Origin of the sequence: Brevibacillus sp. HB1.3 (assembly GCF_013186635.1) — a bacterium.
In the GTDB taxonomy this organism is placed as follows: domain Bacteria; phylum Bacillota; class Bacilli; order Brevibacillales; family Brevibacillaceae; genus Brevibacillus; species Brevibacillus brevis_D.
In genome coordinates this window covers 1-24,364 of sequence record NZ_JABMIT010000004.1, presented here as the reverse complement: position 1 = coordinate 24,364, position 24,364 = coordinate 1, and the positions used below count along the sequence as shown (strand labels likewise).

At 45.6% G+C, this 24,364-nt stretch carries 4 protein-coding genes; all 4 read left to right on the top strand.

Features of this window, described 5'->3' with window-relative positions; all coding sequences use genetic code 11:
• The first annotated feature begins 128 nt into the window (after positions 1 to 128).
• The gene (locus HPY31_RS10615; RefSeq protein WP_172140678.1) at positions 129 to 7,871 is read left to right on the top strand and encodes a S8 family serine peptidase; all 7,743 of its coding nucleotides are present in this window, start codon (positions 129 to 131) and stop codon (positions 7,869 to 7,871) included.
• Between the two features lie 62 nt (positions 7,872 to 7,933).
• Entirely contained in the window at positions 7,934 to 13,324 is a 5,391-nt protein-coding gene (locus HPY31_RS10610; RefSeq protein ID WP_172140677.1) for an RHS repeat-associated core domain-containing protein, read from the top strand.
• A gap of 51 nt (positions 13,325 to 13,375) precedes the next feature.
• Positions 13,376 to 14,008: a hypothetical protein gene (locus HPY31_RS10605; RefSeq protein ID WP_172140676.1), complete on the top strand. Its 633-nt coding sequence runs from the start codon at positions 13,376 to 13,378 to the stop codon at positions 14,006 to 14,008.
• A gap of 582 nt (positions 14,009 to 14,590) precedes the next feature.
• Positions 14,591 to 24,364: Ig-like domain-containing protein (locus HPY31_RS10600; protein ID WP_253901766.1), on the top strand; the 9,774-nt coding region annotated here is incomplete at its 3' end.

The window sequence follows — 24,364 nt, the reverse complement described above, 5'->3', positions numbered from 1 at the left end:
ATTTCCTGTTGATCCAATATAAGGAATTCATTATAATTCGAATTGTGTGTTTAAGGAATATTTCACTAATTTTACCTGTACTTATTTTCTTTCGGTTTTGAACCGGTATGGGGGAGGGAGTCTTAGAGATGAACAGTAAATTCATCCGTTCCGTCAGTATTTGTAACGTATTTATTCTGCTCTCTTTACTGTTTTTGCAAGCGGTTCCTGAGCAGGTGCGTGCAACGGAAAAAAGCAAAACATACTTGATTGGTTTCAAGGACAGTAAGCGAACGAAAAGGAGCGCCATTCAAGGAACATCTGTGCAACAACTCAGCTCCAAAATTATGGTGGCTACCTTAACTGAAAGCGAGAGGGAGGAATTATCTCAAGATCCAAATGTGGTGTACATGGAGGAAGATAGTGACACTGAGTTGGCAGAGATCGACCTGGCAGAAAAACAGGAGATCCCTTGGGGAGTCGAGCATGTAGGTGCACTTCAAGCACATAGCAAAAATTACGTAGGTAAAAATGTGAAGATAGGAATTTTGGATACCGGAATCTCACGTCATGAAGATTTGAAAGTGAATGGCGGCATTTCCTATGTAGAAGGTGAAGCGGATTATGAGGATGCCCATGGTCATGGTACCGCAGTAGCTGGGGTAATCGCAGGAAAAGACAATCATCTTGGAATCGTAGGAGTCGCGCCAGAAGCGGAAATCTATTCGATCAAAGTTCTTGATGAAAAAGGCCATGGTAAGTATTCGAGTATGATTCAGGGAATAGAATGGGCCATCCAGAATGGCATGAATATTATCTCGATCAGTGCAGGTGGGTCCGTGGACAGTCAAGCGTTGCACGACCAGATTAAAAGGGCAAATGAGCATGGAATTCTGGTCATTGCAGCAGCGGGCAATCGAGGTATGGGGGAGGATACTCAATTATTCCCGGCACATTATCCGGAAGCTTTGTCGGTAGGTTCCGTTGATCGGGATAACCAGCGTGCAGATACCTCCAGTGTAGGAGCCGGTTTGGACCTGATGGCTCCGGGCGTGGATATTTTAAGCACTTCCCTTCACAAAGGATATGAATTGCGCTCGGGTACTTCTTTAGCTGCTCCTCACGTGGCAGGTGCCGCAGCAGTCATTTGGTCGAAGAAGGGAAAGGCAACCAATGAAGAAGTCCGGGATATTTTGATCGAGAGTGCAACACCTCTAGGGGAGCCACGTTTTTATGGCAAAGGGCTGGTGAACCTGGAAAAAGCTTTGGAGATAGGAAGCACACAGTATGCCGGGATTCAGGCGATTGAATCCAATCCTAACGAGCTGGCTATTTCCGTAGGGCAAAGCTATCCATTGAAGATCAAGGCGAAGCTGACTGATGACACGACCAAAGACATTACCGTAGAAGCGAATTATGTCAGTAGCGATGAAAAAATCGCAACAGTAAAGCCAACAGGACTGGTGACTGCGACTGGCATTGGTGAGACGCGATTGATCGTAACGTTTGAAGACAAGACGATCGAAATCCCGGTAGTGGTAAGTGAAAAGGTACCATTGACCCCACGTGGTGGTCTTGATACCCCGGAAAATGGCGAATTAATTGTCGGTACCTATGAGATGAAGGGATGGTACCTAGATCCAGCAGGAGTGCCCCAAATCAGTATCATGATTGATGGCATAAAGGTTGGGGAGGCAATTTATGGTGATCCAAGACCCGATATTGAGGCCAAGTATCCAGCGTATCAAAATGGAAACGCAGGTTTTCATTTTAACCTGGATACAAGAGAAATGAGCGTAGGATTGCATACGATTACGCTTGCCATTCAAAACAAGAATGGAGAGCAGTCGGTTATCGAAGGAAATACATTCTATATTGGCACCAAGCAGCCAGTAGAAGGCCTTCATGCGGACGTTTCCAAGCTGGTGCTAACGGACGAGAATACGCATCAGCTCGTTGTGTCTACGATTCTCGAAGATAAAACGCTAAAAGATGTCACGATGCTGGCTGAGTACACTTCTTCGGATGAAAGTATCGTAACGGTATCCCCAACTGGCTTCGTAAAAGCAATAGGGCTGGGAACAGCGATTGTGACGATTCGCCATGAAGGACAAGCCATTACGCTTCCTGTCACGATCCAGGAAAAAATCGCGCTCATACCGCGTTGGGAAGTAGAGAGTCCAGCCGATCATTCCACAATGACGGGAGTCTCTCTCATGAAAGGCTGGTATTTAGATCCGGCAGGTGTTTCAAAGATAGCGGTTTATGTAGATGGGAAATTAGTCGGGGAAGCTCTTTACGGGCAATCGCGACCTGATATCGCGCAGGCGTACCCGGCTTATCAAAATGCTACTTCTGGTTTTCAGTATTTTTTGGATACGACTCCAATGACGGAAGGGCAGCACACCATTACGGTGATCGCTGTGAATCAGGAAGGCAAAGAGCAAGTGCTGGCGGAGCGCTCCGTGTCTATCGAGCGTGCACAACCAGCCAAGAGTATAGCTGCAAATGTAAGCAAGGTCGAGCTATCACAAGGGAATACACAGCAACTTACCATTTCGGCTGTTTTGCAAAATGACCAAATCAGAGATGTAACAAGAGAGGCGAAGTACACCCTCGAGGATTCTACCGTTGCCAGCATTTCCGGTCACGGAATCATCACTGGTCTTCAGATCGGACAGACCACGGTGATTGTCGACTACCAGGGACAAGTGCTAACGTTACCGATCTCGGTGAAAGCAGCTGCCGGAGTTTCTCAAGGGGGATTGGACAGTCCTCTCGACAATACGACGATTAGCGGGGTCTACCCTGTAACAGGCTGGTTTATCGCCTCAAGCGGCGTCTCGAGCATTGATGTGTTGGTGGATGGCGTTGTAATCGGGGAAGCCACGTATGGAGTTCCGCGTCCCGAAATCGAGATTACGGATATTTCTTTACCGGGTAGCAACGTTGGATTTCATTACAGCCTCGACACAGCTCTTCTACAAAAAGGAAAGCATACCATTTCTGTTCGCGGAACAGCCAAGGATGGAAATCAAACGATGCTGGGGTCAAGAACCGTTCAGGTGGTCGAATTGCTCCCGGCAATTGGATTGCACGTAGATATCGCCGAGCTTCAGCTTTCACAAGGAAAGACACATCCACTGACTGTAAAAGCAGAGCTAAAGGATCAGAGCAAGCAGGATGTGACCAAGCTAGCCCTATACACCGTAGAAAATCCATCTGTTGCAAAAGTGAGTCCAGACGGCGTAGTTACGGCTCTGGCGCAGGGCAATACGAGCCTTACGATCAAATACGGAAATCAGAGTATCAAGCTACCAGTCGTCATTACAGCAGCAGAAGTACGAAAGGCAATCGGCGAAATAGAAACGCCAGCAAATGACGCGATTATCCATGGTTCTTATACAATAGCGGGCTGGTTTTTGCATCCGTCTACGACCTCTCGTTATCAGGTCTTCCTTGATGGAAAAGAAGTTGGACAAGCCAATTCGAGTATAGCTCGTCCTGACATTGCCCTGCTGCATCCAGACTATCAGAATACGCATGCAGGATTTAGCTATAAGATGGACTTGTCCGAGGTACAATCCGGTCATCATACGGTTTCTGTTGTGGTGACGGATAGCGAAGGCAAGCAATATCCGTTGCCAGAGAAAAGCTTCTCGGTTGGAGAAGTAGCTCCGGCAGATAGTTTGAAGCATACAGAATCGGAGATCAGTTTAGCAAAATCGTCGATCCAGAAGTTACAGATTACCGCGACGTCAAACGGGCAAAGTCCAAAAGATGTGACTGCCCAAGCGGTATATACGTACGAAAATTCCAATGTGATCCACGTGAGTCCATTGGGAATCGTCACAGGACTCGAAGTAGGAATGACCAAGATTGTCGTCAGTTATGGAGGTCAGACCCTAACGATTCCAGTGGTTGTGACGGAAACAGAATCAGGCCCACTGGTCGCAAAAGGACAGATCGACATCCCGATGGACAAAGCAGAAATCGGAGGAACCACAACAATTCAGGGATGGCTCCTTGATCCGGACGGTGTAGCCAAGATTGAAGTTGGGGTGAATGGGCAGCTACAAGGAACGGCAGTATATGGCGGACCTCGCCCAGACATTTTTGCCCTGTATCCACGCTATGAGAATGCAAATGCAGGCTTTCAGTATCAACTCCATACAATGAGTTTCAATGAAGGCAAGCACAAAATAACCGTACGAGTAACCAACAAAAAGGGAGTAGAGAGTCTCGTCCTCGATAAAGAGGTAACAGTTGGCCCTGTAACAGGGATTACTACCAACCTCTCCACAATTGATCTTGAGAAAGAAAAGACCGCATCTCTCACGGTTGTAGCAGCTTATCGGGACAAGAGTACAAAGGACGTAACGGGCGAAGCCACCTACGCGCTTCAAGACCCAGCCATTGCAAAAATAGACGCAACTGGTGTGATAACGGGACTAGCGCCAGGGAATACCATTTTGTCCGTTACTTTTGCTGGCATCGTTCAGCAAGTGCCTATTCATGTGAAGGGGGGCGCTCTGACGACGACAGGTGCGATTGATGCTCCAGGAGAGAATGAACAGATTAGTGGAAGCTATAACGTGACAGGCTGGTTCATGACCTCGGGTGAAGTGGAAAAAATCGAAGTGCAGATGGATGGCGTCGCATTGGGTGAGGCGAAATATGGACTGGATCGCCCAGATATTTTGCGAATGTACCCAGAGGCACCGCCTGTAAAACCCGGTTTTTCTTATCTGTTGGAAGTGAATGGTCTGGACTTGGGACAGCATCAGCTGACTGTTCTGGTAACGGAAAAAGACGGGAAACAGACCAGCATGGAAAAGGCGATCACGATTGTGAAACCGATTCATGACAAATACGCCTATTGGCTGCAATTTTCAGATCAGCAAGGCAAGGACAATTGGTCCTATCAAGAGGTGTTAGGGAATCAACATGCTGATTTGACGTGGAACAAGCAAACAGAAGAATGGAAGGGTAATCACGATACGGCCATCGGGAATATCTGGATAAGGGTTGGCAGCTCAAACCCTGTCATCAAATGGGAAGCGCCACGATCAGGAAAAATCCAGGTCAGCGGTTGGATTTCCAAAATTCAAGTCGATGAAGGCGATGGGGTAAACGTCCGATTGCTGAAAAACAATGAACAAATTTGGCCGGCTACTGGCTGGCAAGCCATTGAATTCAACGATGAAATTGGTGTGGAAATCCAAGAAGAACTTGAGGTAGAGCAAGGAGATGCACTCTTGTTTCAAGTGGATCAAAAAGAAAGCAGTATCGGCGATTTACTAAAATGGACACCTGAAATTACGTACGTGAGCAACGCCGTTAACGATAATGCGGCCCCAAAAATCTATTTGACTTCTCCCGCTGTGGGAGCAGCGGTCTCCACCGTTGATGGCAAAGATGTTGTTGCGATCTCAGGTTTTGCCATGGACCCGAATATGGGAGATCAGGTTAACATTTGGTACCAGCTGGATGATGAAGATCCACAAGAGTTGACGAGATTTACGGCTTCGGAAAAGCCCCAACCATTTTTGTTCAACCTGTCCACTCATCACTTGAAACCGGATGTTTTGTACTCTCTTCGTGTCTGGGCAGTCGACCAAAAGTCCGGAAGATCAGTCAGTGAAAAAGTAGACTTCACCTTGGACATGATAGCGCAAGCCGAAAAGGAAGACATTATGGTTGTCGCAGACTGGAAATCTCCGAAAGATGGAACCGAAATTTCAAAAGGAGAAAAGGTTTCACTGACTTGGGAATACGCAAGCTACCGTGGGCATTCCAGTAAAATCGAGTCGCAAGAATTGCTGATTAATATTAGCGAAGGTGGGCGTATGACCTCAACGATCCGCGAAAAATTGACGGGTACAGCACGTTCCTACGTGTTTGATACAAGTGTGATCGAGAAAAATGCCCGCGTGGAAGCTCGGATTCGCACCATCATGCCAAAAACGCCTACTTATGTTTATGGTGGCACGGCGAAGTTGAATTTCAGTGTTCTAGCTGCCAATCAAGCACCTGTCGTATACAGTACGGAGTTTGTCACCTTGGACAGAGGGCTTACAGGAACCATCAACTATACGCTCAATGAAAATGATGTCACGGACAAAATCGTTTCGACAAAATTACGAGTAGGTTACACACCAGGTGGAAACGAGCTTGGTGAAAAGGAAGAGTTCATCCGGGAGTCTTCTCAAAACAGACAAGTTGTTAGCAGGTATTCCTTCCCCCTAACAAAAGATATGCTGCACCAGACCATTTACTGGACAGTGCAGGCGCAGGATAACCGGGGAGCTTGGACACCAGCGGTTAACTATTCCGTCCGACTGGAAGAAGCACTTCCGAAAATCGTGATCTACACGCCGGTTGCCAAGAGAGTCATGGACCTTGATGACATCTTTACATTGGATGGAACATACACGAAGCTTACCTCTGGAGAAACGATTGAAGCCAAAGTGTCCTCCTCTCATTCTGCCAAAAAATTCACAACAACAGGAACCTCCGGTCAGTGGGAGCTGAATTGGACGGGGCGGGAAATAGGAACAGGCACGTACGAAAATATCCAAGTGACGGAGCCGATTGTGAACTATTACAGTGGAAGCTTAACGGTGGAAGACAAGCCGGATGCACCAAGTATCGTTAACGTGGAGGCCGAAACCAATTCACTCAAAATCTATTGGAGTCCATCTGTAGGTGCCATTGACTACGGGATCCAAGTCGATGGCGGGGGTATTAAAAAAGTGGGTGACGTCACTAATCATACGATCGCGGGCCTTCAGCCTTCCCGTGTGTATACCATTAAACTTTGGGCGTATACTTCAGCCGGAATTAGCAGCTACAGCAGTTCGATTACGGTTGAAACGAAACCAGCAGAAGGCAATTTTAATGGAATCGTTGAGAATAGCCCCGTGCGGATGTATTTCCCTGCAAATGAGGTGAAATACATGAAAATCGTTGCCGGAACAAATGGAACCTATTCATTCACGTTAAACAACGATTCGGGTTCACCTGCAAATGCAACCCTATCCGTCTATAAAGCGGCAAGCTTGCAGGCACATGAGGAGATTGCGGCGGGTGCCAACGGAAGAGTCAACCCCGTGTTTGTTGCAGGAAAAACCTATTATGTAAAAATTGTCGCTAAGGATTCCATCTACGCTACGCTCCTGGCAAAGCCGGGGGGAGAGGCCTTTACCTTTAACCAACCAAAGGAAATTACGCTTCAGCCTGGTCAAACGGTAGAGCTGGCCATGAATACGATCATTTCTGGCAAGTATCGCATGACGACACAATTGAAAAATCAGACGCATAAATATCCAGTTGTCACGGTACTGTCCAATGGAAATGCCATAACTCCTAAAGAGACGCCAACTCCTTCCGAAAGCAATTATGAGCTAGGGATGGGGAACTACACGATCAAATTGACCAATACCGAGAGTTATCCGGTTAGTGTTTCCTTCACTGTTTTTGCTCCCCCGCCTGGTGGGACTCTTTATGAGTACGTATACGATCAAAACAATCGGATAAAGGCGATTAAAGAAAATGGCGTAGAATCCGTAACGTTCATTCATGATGATAATGGAAACATTTTGAAAAGTGTCAAGCATGCAGTGACGCTTCCACCAAAAGGAACCGTATTACAAGTGGATCAGGAAAAGGTGGAGGTACGAGCTGGCAGCACGCGACCGATCAAGGTCACAGCAACAAAGGAGGACGGCAGTACGCTGGATGTAACAACACAAGGCCTTTACACAGTGGTAGATTCTAGAGTTGGATTTATCGTGAAAGGCGTTGTATATGGGATGAATCCTGGAACTACAGAGGCCAGGGTGTCTTACGATGGACAGTTTAAAACGATAACGATTACGGTTGTACCCTAATCCATGTTCATGCAGTCCCCCCTTCGCATCATGGGGGGACGAATATCTCTAACGGAGGCATTATGAAACATTTTTCCATAAAATCACTCATGATCGTTGTGCTTTGCCTTGCATTATGCACGACGATGCTGCCGCTTGGAAGGACGTTCGCAAACGAATCCTCCCCCGTGTCCATCTCTCCAGTTACGTCAGGTGAGAAAGCATCAACTCCTGACACGACAATCGAAGAGATTCAACAATCCATGGGCGAGCCAATCACCAATGGCAAAGGAGAAGCAAAAAATCCGATAGAATACACGGAAACGGATATTTCTTCGCTTACATGGACGCAGCTAGAGACTGACACTGTTATTGACATTCATCGCAGTTTTGACAGAGCATTGTTAAAATTCGCAGCCTATTTCTATTCCGAGCTGCTGCAATTACTAACACCAGAAGAACAAGAAGAAGTCAAACGCCGTTCCACTGAGCAGATTATCACCCAATTTGAGAATCTGAGTCAGGAAAGCAAAGACCTTTTGCAGCGGTTAACCCCTCTCGTTTTATCTAAAATGAATGAAATCAAGCAACTGGAAGAACAGATGGAGGTCCAATCCACTTCGCTTCCTCCGGTAAAATACACCGAACAGGATCAGGAGTTTCGATTTGCTCGTTCCAAAACAGAGCAATCCGTCGACGATCTATATCGCGCTGCGAACCTGGTCGAGCAAGATCTCTACTTGCCAGGAAAGCATGGACTGGATCTGGATATAAAGCGTAGATACCACTCCATGAGCAGTAAAATCAGTGTGCCAACCTGGGATGATGATCTAGACAAGAATGAAACCCTACATGACACTGACAAATTTGCAACCGGCTGGGATTTTAATATGCCGAGATTGGATATCGTCAGTCGGGAGCAGGCCGTAACGGTAAGGGACGATGCCTATGATCCAAGTCTACAAATTTACTCTACCAAGGTAGATAAGGATCCATCGAGTAATCGGTATTACATTACCTTAGAAGACGGTACATCTTTAGAATACCGGTTCAACAAGTTTGTGAATTATCCGTATCAAGACATCCGCTTCACGATTGACGAAGTGAATCGGAAGTACACGCTGCATTACCGTAATCTGAAGTATGAATTTGATATGACTCGAGGAATGGTCATCAAATCCAATATTTACGGGGATACGATCAAGTACAATCTGAGTAGTGACGGAGAGAGGGGCAGTATCGAAGATAGTGTCGGTCGTTATGTGGTATTGAACCGAAAGCAAAACGACACCACGCAAGACTTGATCGTCTACAAAGACAAGACCGAGACCACGGTGCTCAAGCACATTCGCTACCATTTTGAACGAAAGTTCGCATTGAGCGCTTATCATCAGCTTGTTCGCGTAGAAGTCCTGCCGACAGCAGGAAGCGGAAGCAGCGCATATACAGTGGCGCGTTATGCCTATCATGATCCCAAAACGAAGGGCATAGCCTATTTCAATTTAAACAAAAAATATACGCTGGATAAGCTCCCAACCGATCCAAGCCTCCAAGATTCATCCAAGTATTGGGAATCGGATACAAAGAAGCGTAAGGAAATCGATTACTTGCTCATGCAAGAGGTTTCCTATCCGTTGCAAGGATTAAAAATCAACTACGACTATCGTCCCTATCAACTAGGTCAGACTACCTTCAATGACGGACTCGTACGGATTTTTCAAGACAAGCATGCACTAAGCTATGTAGCTTATCATCCAGTCAATAAAGTATCGTACAGCTACACGCAGAAAACACCGAGCGGTACAAATACGTATAAGCTGGAAAAGAGCTATGCCAATAATGATAACCTCCACGAAATATGGAAGGTACCAAAGGAACAACTGCCTAGATTGAAGAATTTTGCAGAACGCCATGGGGATACCATCCAGGTCAACGAATCAGAGGCTTCCCGGTACACGAAGAATTCCATTTACAAGGTCAATCAAGATGGGAATCCATTGCTGCGAAGCGAGAAGACAACAGGCGTGAGCAAAGGCGGAACGAATGTATCTGGCGCGAAGTATCGGGTCGAGTACAATCCAACTACGTACACAACCTATGCCTATTCCGGCCGGAACACAAAGCCGACGTATCAATACGTTTTCCTGGAACCGACATCGGCAGTGAGTGATCTAGAGGTTTACAATTCCTACTTGAAAGACCCGAATCTTTCCAATCGCTCAAGGTATGCGGCCAAGATCAATAATTACGCACAAGAGACGTACCTGGAATACAACCATTATGGACAACTGATCAAGCAGATTGCGCCAAACGGGATTATGAGCACATGGACATATGATGAAGTGGCGTTGAATCCACGGGGCTTCCTTACCTTCTCTGTATTGAAGGCAGCCAGAACACAATCAACGACAGCTTCTGGTGATCCGTATTATTCGAATACCACCTATGAGTACAACGATCAATATTTGCTCCGGAAGGAAACAGAGATCAACTCGTTCCCTGTCAATTTAATCAATACGCCCAAAAGTCAATCGGTTGAACGGACATATGAGTACACAAACAAACAGCTTTATTCGATAACGGAGAACTTTGGCGGAGGAAAGACACGGACGCAGACCTTCACCGCTTATGATCAATACGGAATTCAGCCTACGCAAATCGCACTCGCAGGTGTTGAGTTGGAAAGCGGTAAATCGGATGTATTGAATTTTTCCTACGACATCGATGACAAAGGACAAATCAAAAGCCAGACCTATCCGAACGGAAGCAAGGCTACGTATGAATACGATGAATTAGGAAGACCTCTATCAGAGACTTTTCACAATCAAGGCGCAAAACGAAGTATTACGTTTGTCTATCGGGACGGCGAAGCCTCTGGATCGAGTACAGAGGGACCGGGCATCGTGGAGAAAATTGCCCCGGATCAATCGAAGCTAATCACTTACTACACCCCGTATGGAGATACCGCCTATCAAGAGCAGGTGGGGACAGCGGGTGCGAAACGTCCATTGGTAGAAAACGAGTTCACGCCGGATGGGTTAGAGGTTAGCCGCACGGTTCCTTTTGGGAAACAGGAGCAAAGTACCTCGTACCTGTATGATTGGGATGGATTTTTGTATCAAACGACGAATGCACTAGGAACCACCAAGAACCATCGAAACAATGCCTACTCGGATGGAACAAGATACTTACCTCGTCTGACGGAACAAACGCTCTCTCCGAATGGCTATATCGCGACCACCTACCGCGATTTGTATGGAAAAGTGGAAAGCACGGAGGAGACGACCCAAAGCGGCAGTCACCATCGCGTGACGAACTACCAGACCGATCGATTCGGGAAAGTGACCAATAAAGAAATCTCAGACGGCAAAACTTCCCAAGCGTGGAGTATGCGCTTCGATCACAACGACAACCTCGTTTATTTGCAGGACCCGGAAAATAACGTAAACGTATATGGCTACGATACGCTAGGCAATCTCACCAGTGTTCTGGAAAATGGGACGACTACCGCAGAGTATACCTACAATAGTTTGGCATGGAAGCTCTCGGAGAAGAATCCAGAAACGAGAGCAGAGACGTACACCTACGATAAAAGCGGCCTTGTGAAGAGTTACAAGGACAAAAACGGCGTCACATTCAACTACGACTATTCGCCTTTCCATGAAATGACGAAAGTTTCTTCCGGTGCGTCCTTCTATGAAGAGCGCGCGTATGATCCACAGTCTGGACTGCTTTTGAGCGAAAATAATCACACAGGAAACGCCATCAGCTATGGTTATGATGGATTCCATCGGAAGAATCGCCAGACGATGATGGGCAAAGACTACCAGCTTCTGTATTCAGACAATGACGATTTGGTAGATACACTTGTATACCCTGCAAGAAGTGCGGTATCTGGTTCTGCTCCATCTCTAAGTGTCGGATACACCTATGACAACGCGAACAGATTGAACGCGGTGGCGATCCCCGGAGTCGGAACGACCACGTATACGTACGATATTAGTAATTCAGGAGAAACCAATGCTGTATCGTATCCGGGACAACCGACAGCCATGCAACAATCGGTTAGCTCGTTTGCAGAACTAACAGCAATGAATCACGCAGACGGCTGGAACGAGACGAATGGCTACGATCTGTTTGGCAATATCACCAGTCAAAAGCGCTCCGGTACGAACTATGGATTGTTTGTGTACGACAAGCTTTCCCGGATCAAGGAAGAATCGGTCGAAGGGAACGTTAAGCAGTATTCCTATGATAAGCGCGGCAACCGCCAAGTGTATGCAAATGCTCCGGCAAATATCTTGGGCTCCTATGAAATGAAGCACGATTTGTTTAATCGTTTACAGGAGTACAAGGACGAGAAGGGGACAACGACTTACACGTATTACCCAGGTGGACTGCGGGCGACGAAGCAACAGACTGGCAGCGTGACGGATACGACTCACTACGTCTATTTGAATGGACAAGTGATTGAAGAGCTGACGCAGGATGGCAGGGTCAAGGCGCGGAATGTGTTTGGTAACCAGTTGATCTGGCGAAAAGACTATGCGTCGAATCTAGAAGGCAATTACTATTACAACAGCCACGGGGATGTAGTTAAGATCAAAGACCCGAGCGGGAATGTCCTGAATACTTATGAGTATGACATTTGGGGCAATTTGATTGGGGATAAGGTCAAGGAGACGATCTCAAATCCGTTTATGTATGCAGGGGAAATGCATGACAAGGAGAGCGGATTCTATTATTTGCGTGCTAGATATTACGATCCGAAGATAGGTAGGTTTATATCCGAGGATACGTATAAAGGGCAAGTGGATAATCCGCTGACGCTCAATAGGTATACGTATACTCACAACAATCCGGTTAGGTATATTGATCCTACAGGACATGATGCATGGCTAGTTCATGGGACTTTTTCGGATAATTCTACTTGGAAGGATGATTTTGTTACGTATTTCAAAGATTTATATAAAGAGGATGTAAGAAAATTTGAGTGGTCAGGTGATAACGATAATACGGCAAGGGTAAAGGCAGCACAATCGTTGGCAAGCGAGATCATGAATTGGCGAAGTATTAAAGGTAATGAGAAGAAACCAATTCGGCTAATTGGTCATAGTCATGGCGGAAATGTATCAATTTTAGCAGCAAATGTTTTGGAACATGAAGGAATTCAGGTGGAAACGCTTGTTACTATTGCTACTCCTGTAAGGGAACTTGAATATTATTTAGAGTATCCAGTGGGACAGCATCTACATGTTTACAATGAACGAGATGGTGTACAGGTAAATGGGGGAAGCGTATGGTTACTTGGCGAAGCCAAACGGGAGTATACAAATGCAGCAAATATAAAAATTGAATTAGGGGAGGAGTACGACCCAATTGAGGCTCACTCTGCAATGCACTCTAATGTTGAAAGGTGGAAAAAATATATAACGCCGTATCTCGCAAAATTTTATGTGGAACCAAAAAGGTAAAAAATAATCTTACTGCGAAACTAAATTAATTAGCAGGAGGGGGAATGCCCAGTGCGATTGTGGTTGAAGTTAATTTGGATCATCACTATACTCGTTAATTTATCAGGTGTTATCTGGTTTGTACTTGGCTCGACTGCAAATTTTCAACGCGGTATAGACTTGATTTCCACGGTAATACTTTTGTATCTAGGTATACCCTCAATTTTATTGATAGTCGTTTCTAGTTTTCTATTATTGAAAAAGTGGAGTCCATCTAGGTGGTGGGAGTTCATTGGGGTTTTAATTATCATCATTGCGATGCTTTTAATGACACCACATTTGTATAAAAACGTAGAGACGAATGGGTGGTTAACAGAAAAAATAAGAACTGATTCCATACAGCAGACACCGGATGGTAGATTTGAATACTGCATGGAACTAATTAATTTGTTTCAGAAAAATAGTTCAGCTCGCTTATATTTAAAGAATACCCAGACATTGGAGGAAATAAGAATTCATTTAGAGTTTCCTACAAAGGAGATCACAGGTGTATCTTGGGGTGATGTAAATTACTTTGTTAAGCTCGAACCAACTACTAACTCAAATATTTACATACTTAACACTACCGAGGAGTTTCCTTTTCCAAATGAGAAATATGAAATTAATATACTGGAGAAAACAGCAGCAAAAATAAACAATCAATAGAACTACCTCTATCCCCTAAACGAGTAATCTACGCTCGTTTGGGGTTCTTTTTTGTCTGAAGTAAGGAAACTTCGGAAACAATCTGCTTTTGAGAGAGCAAGGCTGACCTACAAGTAAGGGAAACATATTCCAACTTGGAAATCCCTTCTGCTAATTTGCAATATTGGCTGACTAGTAATTTGTTAGTCAAAACATATTGGTAAGTTCCTATTGCTCCAATATCAGGAATTCACTATAATTCTAAATGCTGTTTAGGTAAAATTTACATTTTTTATCTGTACTTATTTTTGGGGAGGAGATGAAGAGTAAAAAGAAGTGATCCAAAGCTCAACACAATTATGACAAGGAGTTACAGGAATGAACCCTAGATTCATCCGCTTAATCAGTAGTTTCAATTTATTCCTACTGCTTGCTTTACTGTTTTTGCAACTTGTCCCGGAGCACGCTATTGCAAGCGCTAGTAGTAAAACGTATTTAATTGGTTTTAAAGAAAGCAAGAAAACAAAAGTGAGGGCTATTCTAAGATCATCTGTACAGCAAGTTAGCACGAAAGTGATGGTTGCTCAATTAACAGAGAATGAAATGGAGGTAATGTCTCAGGACGAGAATGTAGCCTATATTGAGGAAGATAGTGAAATAGAGTTAGCAGAAACAAACAGAACAGAAAAGCAGGAAATTCCGTGGGGGATTGAGCACATAGGGGCGAATCAAGCTCACGAAAAACATTACAAAGGCCAAAATATCAAAATTGGAATTATTGATACAGGTATATCCAATCATGAAGACCTCCAAGTAAAAGGAGGCATTTCCTATGTAGAAGGAAAATCAGATTTTGATGACGAGCACGGGCATGGAACTGCGGTGGCTGGTGTCATCGCTGGTAAAGATAATGATGTTGGGATTGTTGGTGTTGCCCCAGAAGCTGAAATCTATGCCATTAGAGTCCTTGATGAAAAAGGTCACGGTACATATTCCAGCATGATTCAAGGGATTGAATGGGCGATACAGAATGACATGGACATCGTTTCCATTAGTGCTGGTGGTAGAATTGACAGTCAAGCGCTACACGACCAGATAAAAAGAGCGAATCAACAAGGGATACTGGTTATTGCAGCAGCAGGGAATCGAGGAATGGGTGAGGATACCCAGTTATATCCTGCGAAATATGCTGAGACATTGTCCGTTGGTGCGATTAATCAGGACAATCAACGGGCTGACTTTTCAAGTGTTGGCAGTGGGTTAGACCTGATGGCTCCTGGCGTTGATATTCTAAGCACGTCTCTCCATGGAGACTATGAGCAACGTTCAGGTACATCTTTAGCAGCTCCTCACGTAACCGGTGCAGCAGCTGTGATTTGGTCAAAACTGGGTGGAGCCACCAATCGCGAAGTGCGTGATAGTTTAGTCGATAACGCAACACCTTTAGGGGAATCACGTTTTTACGGAAAAGGGCTTGTAAACCTGGAGAAAGCGCTGGGATTAGGGGATGACGACTCCGCTGAGATTACCTCATTGGAATCGACGCCGAACGAATTGCGTCTTTCCGAAGGTGAGAATTATCAACTGAAAATTACGGCGAACATGACAAATGGCAACACCAAAGATGCCAGCAAGGAAGTTACCTATACGAGCAAAGATGAAAAAATTGCTACGGTTACACCTTCAGGGTTCGTCACGGGAAGTGGAATCGGAGATACGCAACTGATCGCTGAGTTGGGTGACAAAACGATTGAGATCCCGATCGTGGTGTCAAAAAGAGCTCCTTTGATCCCGATAGGTGGGCTCGACACTCCCGAAAAAGGCGAGTTAATCAGTGGTACGTATACCATTAAAGGATGGCATCTCAATCCAGACGGAGTATCGAAAATCAGTATCCTGATTGATGGTACGAATGTGGGAGAGGCATCCTATGGCGACCCGAGACCAGATATTGAAGCGAAATATCCAGTTTATCAGAATAGCAATGCTGGATTTCACTATCAACTGGATACTCGAAATTTAGTGGCAGGCACACATAGCATTACGGTGGAGGTTCAGGATACGAATGGACAACAAACCGTGATGGATGGAACGACGTTTTACATTGGTGACATGGAGCCGTTGAGCGGTCTACATGCTGATGTGACTAAGCTGGAACTAACGAATGAAGGATCGCATCAGTTGGTGGTATCTACAGTTTTAGAAGATAACACCCTGAAAGACGTGACAAGTCTTGCCGAATATGCATCATCAGATGAAAGTGTCGTAACAGTTGACGCTGCTGGGCTTGTAAAAGCAATGGGGGCTGGCGCGACGATTGTGACCATTCGATATGATGGTCAATCAATCACGATCCCCGTTACGATCAAAAAGGATGAGCCACTGATACCGCGTTGGGAGTTAGAGGCGCCAACCAGTAATTCCATGATGACAGGCGTCACACTCATCAAAGGCTGGTACCTGGACCCATCAGGCGTTTCCAAGATAGAGATTCATGTGGATGGAACAGTAGTGGGGGAAGCTTCTTATGGGCTTACCCGCCCTGATATTGAATCCTCTTATCCACAATATCAGAATGCTAAAGCCGGATTTGAGTACCGTTTAGACACAACGCAGCTAATGGAAGGGCAGCATTCGATTAAGGTAACGGCTGTTACGAAAGAAGGCGCCGAGCAAATTCTGGCAGAGCGAGCTGTTTTCATCGGTCGTGCAGAACCGGCCACAAGTATTGTGGCAAATATAAGCAAGGTAGATTTGATACAAGGGAATACACAGCAATTATCCATTTCTGCTGTTTTACTGAATCAACAAACGAAAGATGTGACCAGAGAGGCTCAATACACGATTGAGAATCCTGCGATCATTAGCCTTTCAGATAAAGGAATCGTTACGGGAATTGAAATCGGTCAGACCAATATCATCGTCAAATACCAGGAACAAACGCTTACGATACCTGTTTGGGTCAAAGCAGCAGGGGGTCTGGCTCGGGGAGGCATTGACAGTCCCGCAGACCATGCATTAATCAGCGGTGTTTACCCTGTCACCGGCTGGTTTGTTGACTCCAATGGCGTTGAAAAGATTGAAGTACTGGTCGATGGAGCCGTAAGTGGCGAAGCAACCTATGGCATTTCTCGTCCGGAAATAGAAATTATGGATGCTTCTAAACCGGATGGAAACGTAGGGTTCCACTACAATCTCGATACAGGAAAATTGCGGGAAGGCACACATACTCTTTCTGTTAGAGGAACAGGTAAGGGTGGAAATCAGGTAATGCTCGGGAACAGAACGATTCAAGTCGTTACCTTGCTACCAGCAATCGGATTAAAGGCAAACGTTACAGAGATAACCGTTCCTCAAGGAAAAACGCATCAAATGTCTGTCATGGCGGTACTGGAGGATCAGAGCAGTCATGATGTAACCAAGCTGGCCCTATACAACATAGAGAATTCATCTGTCGCAAAGGTGAGCACAGATGGCTTGGTCACGGCTCTAGCCCAAGGAAGTACCAGTCTCACCGTAAAATATGGGGATCAAAGTATCAGCATTCCTATTACCGTTACGGAAGCGGAAGCACTTAAAACCTTGGGAGAGATAGAAACGCCTGTAAATGGTGCTACTGTCAATGGCTCCTATACGATTTCAGGCTGGTTTTTACATCCTTCTGCTATCTCAGACTATCGGGTTGTCATTGACGGGATCGAACATGGGAAAGCAAAATCGGGGATTGCTCGACCGGATATTGCCCTGCTTCATCCGGAATATACAAATACACAAGCAGGATTCAGCTATACCGTAGATCTGAACGAACTACAACCGGGTAATCATACCGTTTCTGTGATCGCAGCGGATAGCGAAGGAAAGCAACATCGACTACCAGAAAGAAATTTCGTGGTTGGAAAAATTGCTCCAGCAATCAGTCTGCAAAATACAGAACCAAACATGAGCGTAGCAAAAGACGCTATACAGAAACTGCAGATTACGGCCAGTTTTGAAGGGCAAAATCCAAAGGACATTACAGGGGAAGCTGTTTACACAGTAGAGGATCCGAATGTCGTTTATGTCAGTCCACTGGGAATCGTTACAGGTCTGAAGGTTGGAATGACAAAGATTCACGTGAATTACGGAAATCAGTCATTGGTGATTCCAGTTGTTGTCACAGAATCAGAATCAGGCTCGCTGGTTGCTAAAGGGCAAATGGATATCCCAAAAGAGGGCACAGTTATTGGTGGAATCACAACCTTACAGGGATGGATTCTGGACCCAAGCGGTGTCTCCAAAATAGAGGTTTTGGTGGATGGACAATTACAAGGAACCGCTGTTTATGGTGGACCTCGTCCAGATATTTTCGCCATGTATCCACTCTACCAGAATGCAAATGCTGGTTTTCAATATCTACTGGATACGTCCTTGTTTGCGGAAGGGAATCACAAACTGACCATAAAAGTAACGGATAAAGCGGGCGCGGAGAGTCTCGTGCTGGAAAGTAACATCATCATTGGTCCCGTTACGGGAATCACAGCTAATTATTCCGAAGTTACTTTAGAAAAAGACAAGAGCGTAGCATTCACGGTCGTTGCATCTTATCGAGATAAGAGTACCAAGGATGTAACGGGAGAAGTGACCTACACGATCGATAATCCATCTATCGCCAAAATAGATGCAACTGGATTACTAACAGGTCTCACATCAGGAAATGCAGTTCTTACCGTGTCTTATGCTGGCATCGTGAAGCAATACCCTGTTACTGTAAAAGGCGACGTCTTGGTAACAGGGGGCGCCATTGACACCCCGCAAGATAACGAACTGATCAGTAGGAATTACAACATAACGGGATGGTTCGTTTCTTCTGGTGAAGTGGAGAAAATCGAGGTTTTGATGGATGGAGATAAGCTGGGCGAGGCGAAATATGGACTTGAACGACCAGATATGAAGCGCAAATACCCAGACGCACCACATCTAAAACCAGGTTTCTCCTATCTGTTGGAAGTCGACCAGATGCAAGTAGGGGAACACCAATTAAAAGTGCTGGTCACAGAAAAAGACGGGAAGCAAACCAGTATGGAGAAGACAATCACGATTGTTGAACCCATACATGAAACGTATGCTTTTTGGCTGCAATTTTCTAATCAGCAAGGGCAGAACAATTGGTCCTATCAGGAGGTAAGCGGAGATCGCTTCACGGACTTGGAATGGGACAAAGCTTCTGAGGAATGGAAGAGTAATCAAAACGAGACGGCAATCGGAAATACGTGGATAAAAGTCGGGAGCTCAGATCCAATCTTGAAATGGAAGGCACCGCGTTCAGGTCGAATTCACGTAAGCGGTTGGATTTCCAAAATTCAAGTGGAAGAGGGAGACGGAGTCAACGTCCGATTACTGAAAAACGATGTCCAAATTTGGCCTTCCTCAGGCTGGCAATCGATTGACTTTAACGATGAGATTGGTGTAGAGCTTCAGGAGGAGCTTTCCATTGAAGAAGGAGACGCACTGATTTTTCAAGTCAACCAGAAAGAAAACAACGTTGGGGATCTTCTCAAATGGACACCTGAAATCACCTACATAACGACCGAGGTGAACGATAATTCTGCTCCCCAAGTTTATTTGATCTCACCAGTGGTAGGGAAGGCTGTCACTACTGTTAATTCAGAGGATGTCATCATCATATCAGGTATTGCGATGGATCCGAACATCGGAGACCAAGTTCATATTTGGTATCAGCTAGATGAAGAAGATCCTCATGAACTGACTCGTTTTACGGCATCAGAGAGCGCAAATGAATTTTCGTACAACTTGCCCATCAAAAATTTGAAACCAGATCATCTCTACTCACTTCGTGTCTGGGCAGTCGATCAGAAATCCAGTAAATCTCTCGTCGAAAAAGTCGATATTAGCTTGGATATGAGAGCGCAAGCTGAAAAGGACCCGATAACCATTTCTGCGGATTGGAAATATCCGAGAGATCGACAAGAAATACCAAAAGGGCAGTCGATTACGTTGGATTGGGACTACTCCAGCCGTAAAGGGTATCCAAGTTATATAGCCTCGCAAGAATTGATCATTTATATCAGCGAGGGTGGGCATGTCACTTCTGTAAAACGGGACAAATTAACAGGTACAGCCCGTTCTTATGTATTTGATACAAGCTATATACAAAAAAACGCACTCATTGATGTGCGACTAAAAGCGGTAATGAAGAGCGATGCCCCGAAAATCCTTGAAGGCAGTACCGCTAAATTGGAGTTCTATCTATTAGCTACGAATCAAGCACCTGTCGTAGTAAATACAGAGCTTGTCATTATGGATAGTGGCCTTAGAGGATTAATCAATTATTCGCTTAGAGATAATGATGTTTCAGACAAAATCGTATCAACAAAATTAAGAGTGGGACTGACACCAGGCGGAAACGAGCTCGGTGAGAAAGAAGAGACGATTTCCGAGTCGAACCAAAATGGGAATGCGTCCGGCAGATATTTTTTCCCCATCACAAAAGAAATGTTGTATCAAACCGTTTACTGGACGGTTCAAGCTCAGGATAATCGCGGGGCATGGACTACACCAACGAACTACTCATCCCGATTGGTAGATGCTCTCCCGAAGATCGTTATTTATACCCCTGGGGCAAAGCGGGTCATGGACATTGATGAGACCTTTACCTTGGAAGGGGTCTATACCCATCTGGAACCAGGAGATATCATCTCTGGGAGAATGAATCGTCTTAAAGATCCGAAGCAAATGACTACTACTGGTAGCTCAGGTCAGTGGAGCCTTAGCTGGAGGGGAAGGGATCTTGGAGAAGGCACCTATCCGAACATCGAAGTATCCAATCGCGGCGGTTTTGTAGCGGTTTATCCCGGAAGCTTGACTATCGAGAAGAAACCGGATGCCCCAAATATTATTAAAGTAGAGGCAGAAACGAATTCCCTTAAAGTATTTTGGAGTCCTGTCGCAGGCGCAACAGACTACGGCATTCAAGTAGATGGCGGCGGGATCAAACGGGTAGGCAACGTATCCACTTATACCATCACGGGCCTACAACCGGATCGCGCTTATACAATCATACTTTGGGCGTACAATTCATCAGGTACTAGCAGCTATAGCAGCAGCCCCTACACTGTCCAAACGAAACCAGCAGAAGGCAATTTTAATCTGTTGGTAGAGTATAACCCGATACGAATGGATTTTCCTGTTAATCGGCCAAAATACTTTAAAATCACGGCGAAAACGAGCGGAGTTTATCAGTTCACGTTAAATAACGACTCGGGATTAGCGGCAGATGCGAATATATCCGTTTATAAAGGGGCGGGCTTGCTGGACCATGAGGAGATCTCTTCAGGAAGTAATGGTAGAGTGAATCCAGTTTTTGCTGCCGGAAAAACGTATTATGTGAAGATTGTAGGAAAAAGTACGTTTTACGCTACGCTTCTGGCAAAGCCAGGAGGCGAAGCCTTTGTTTTTAATCAGCCAAACGATATCACGATTCCAGGTGGACAAACGGTAGAAATCGCCATGAATGCTATCATTCCTGGAAAGTATCGCATGGTGACGCAATTGAAAAATCCAAGTCAGAAGTATCCTGCTGTAACGGTCTATTCCAACGGGGTTCAAGTGTCACCGAGGGAGAAGCCAAGTGCAGCTGAAGTCATTTATGATTTGGCAGCAGGTGCCTATACGATTAAGCTGACCAATACAGAAAGTAATCCAGTCAATGTATTATTTACCGTTTTTGCTCCAGCGGCTGGGGGAACGGTTTACGAGTATGTATACGATCAAAACAATCGAATCAAGGCGATCAAAGAAAATGGAGTCGAAAGCGTCATTTTCTACCATGACGAGAACGGAAATATCACAAAAAGCGTAAAGCAAAATGCATCTACACCACAGAAAGCCAAAGCATTGAGTCTCGATCTGGAGAAGGTGGATGTATCACCAGGTAACTCCAAATCGATCAAGGTCATGGCAACGTTAGACAACGGGAGTCAGGTAGATGTAAGCGCGCAGGCTGTATATGTCGTGGAGGATCCCTCCGTTGCCTATATCAACAAGGGGATTGTGTATGCGGTGAACGGCGGAACAACGAAGGCCAGGTTGTATTTCGGAGGACAGTCGAAGACTTTTGCCATTACCGTTGATGCACCATCCGTTCATTTGACATCAATCAGTCTTGCACCAGGACAATCAACAATTACAGAAGGCCAGATCCAACGCTTGTATGCATCCGCTCATTACTCAGACGGTAACAGCAAAGATATCAGCAGCGTTGCCAGCTTTGACACCTCGAATGCATCTGTTGCGCAAGTAAGCAGCCAAGGTGTCGTAACGGGTATCAAAGCAGGAACAGCGACGATTACCGTTTCTTATGATGGTAAAAGTGCATCCAGCCAGATAACTGTTCAGGGAGCTAGTATTCAGGAAATAAAAGGAACCCCGGTGCAAGTGTCGTTGGTTGCAGGTGGAACTCAACAGCTTAGTGTAACGGCCACTTATTCAAACGGGGCCGAAGAAAATATTTCAAGACAAGCCGTGTATTCAAGTAGTAATGCCAATGTTGCATCTGTGGGTAGTGGTGGACTGATAACAGCACTTTCGCCAGGAGCTACGCAAATCACGGTAAGCTACGGTGGGCAAAGTACGATTATTCCTGTTACGGTTTCCGGAAAGGCCATCTCTCTCGTGTCTTTGGCGGTTACGCCAGCGACAGTGAGCATTGGCAAAGGAACCAACCAGCAGTTGGAAGTAAAGGCGGCCTACAGTGATAACAGCCAAACGAATGTAACGAATCAGGCGACTTATCAGAGTTCGCAACCTGCTATTGCTAGTGTTGGAACAAGTGGCTTCGTTACTGGGGTGGCGGTCGGATCATCTGCTGTAACCATATCTTTTGGTGGAAAAGTAGTTACCGTTCCTGTTCAGGTTACAGAGACGCAAGAGCCTGTGCAGAGCTTGTCTGTTACACCAGTCAGCCTGAACATGTTGGTTGGGAAGACGCAGCAGCTACAAGTTACAGCGACCTATAAGGATGGCAAAAACATGGATGTTTCGGGGCAAGCAGTCTACTTGCCAGGAGATGCCACAGTGGTAACCGTTGATGCAAACGGGGTGGTTACAGCTGTTAAGGCAGGTAGTACGAACATCACTGTTTCCTTTGGGGGAGCGAGTGTGGTTGTGCCTGTTGTTGTTACAGTAGAAATTCCGGTTCAGAACATCAAGGTCATCCCGGAAGACATCACTCTTCAAGAGGGGACAACACAACAATTAAATGTGTTATTGAAGCTTGCGGATGGTACTGAAGTAGATGTAGCGGATAAATCATTGTTTACAATGGCAGATCCATCTATTGCATCTGTTTCTGCAAGTGGTCTCCTTTCAGGAATAAAAGAAGGAATCACCTCAGTAACCATCGACTATTTGGGAACCAAGGTAAACGCGAATGTAAAAGTAGCACAAGTATTGAAAGAAGGTAAGCTGAAACGCTTGTCCGCAGGTGGAGCACATACATTGATGGTGAAAGAAGACGGAAGTGTATGGGCATGGGGTCAAAATGAAAAGGGACAGCTAGGAGATGGAACGGTACAGAATCGGACGACGCCAATAGAAAGTATGCTGGTCATCTCTGCACAGCAACTCGTAGCGAGTCCGGAGACGGTTTTACTGCCAATCTCACAAAGCAAACCGTTGCAAATCACGGCGACCTATGCAAACAACAGTACACAAGATGTCACGACACAGTCGACGTATGAGAGCAGTAACCCAGCGGTAGCAACGGTAGATGCAGCAGGTGTGATCACATCGGTATCGGCAGGAACTGCGACTATCACAGTGAGCTACTATAACCAAACGATTACAGTCCATGTAGAAGTCAAGGAGACAGAGGTCAAAGTCAATCGCTTGTCCGCAGGTGGAGCACATACATTGATGGTGAAAGAAGACGGAAGTGTATGGGCATGGGGTCAGAATGAGAAGGGGCAGCTAGGAGATGGAACGGTACAGAATCGGACGACGCCAATAGAAAGTATGCTGGTCATCTCTGCTCAGCAACTGGTAGCGAGTCCAGGTACGGTGTTACTGCCGACATCTCAAAGCAAGCCATTGCAAATCACGGCGACCTATCCAAATAACAGCACCCAAGACGTCACGACACAGTCGACGTATGAGAGCAGTAACCCAGCGGTAGCAACGGTAGATGCAGCAGGTGTGATCACAGCGGTATCGGTAGGGACAGCGAACATCACAGTCAGCTACTATAACCAAACGATCACAGTTCCTGTAGAAGTCAGGGAGACAGATGTGAAAGCGAATCGCTTGTCTGCCGGCGGAGCACATACATTGATGGTGAAAGAAGACGGAAGTGTATGGGCATGGGGTCAAAATGAGAAGGGT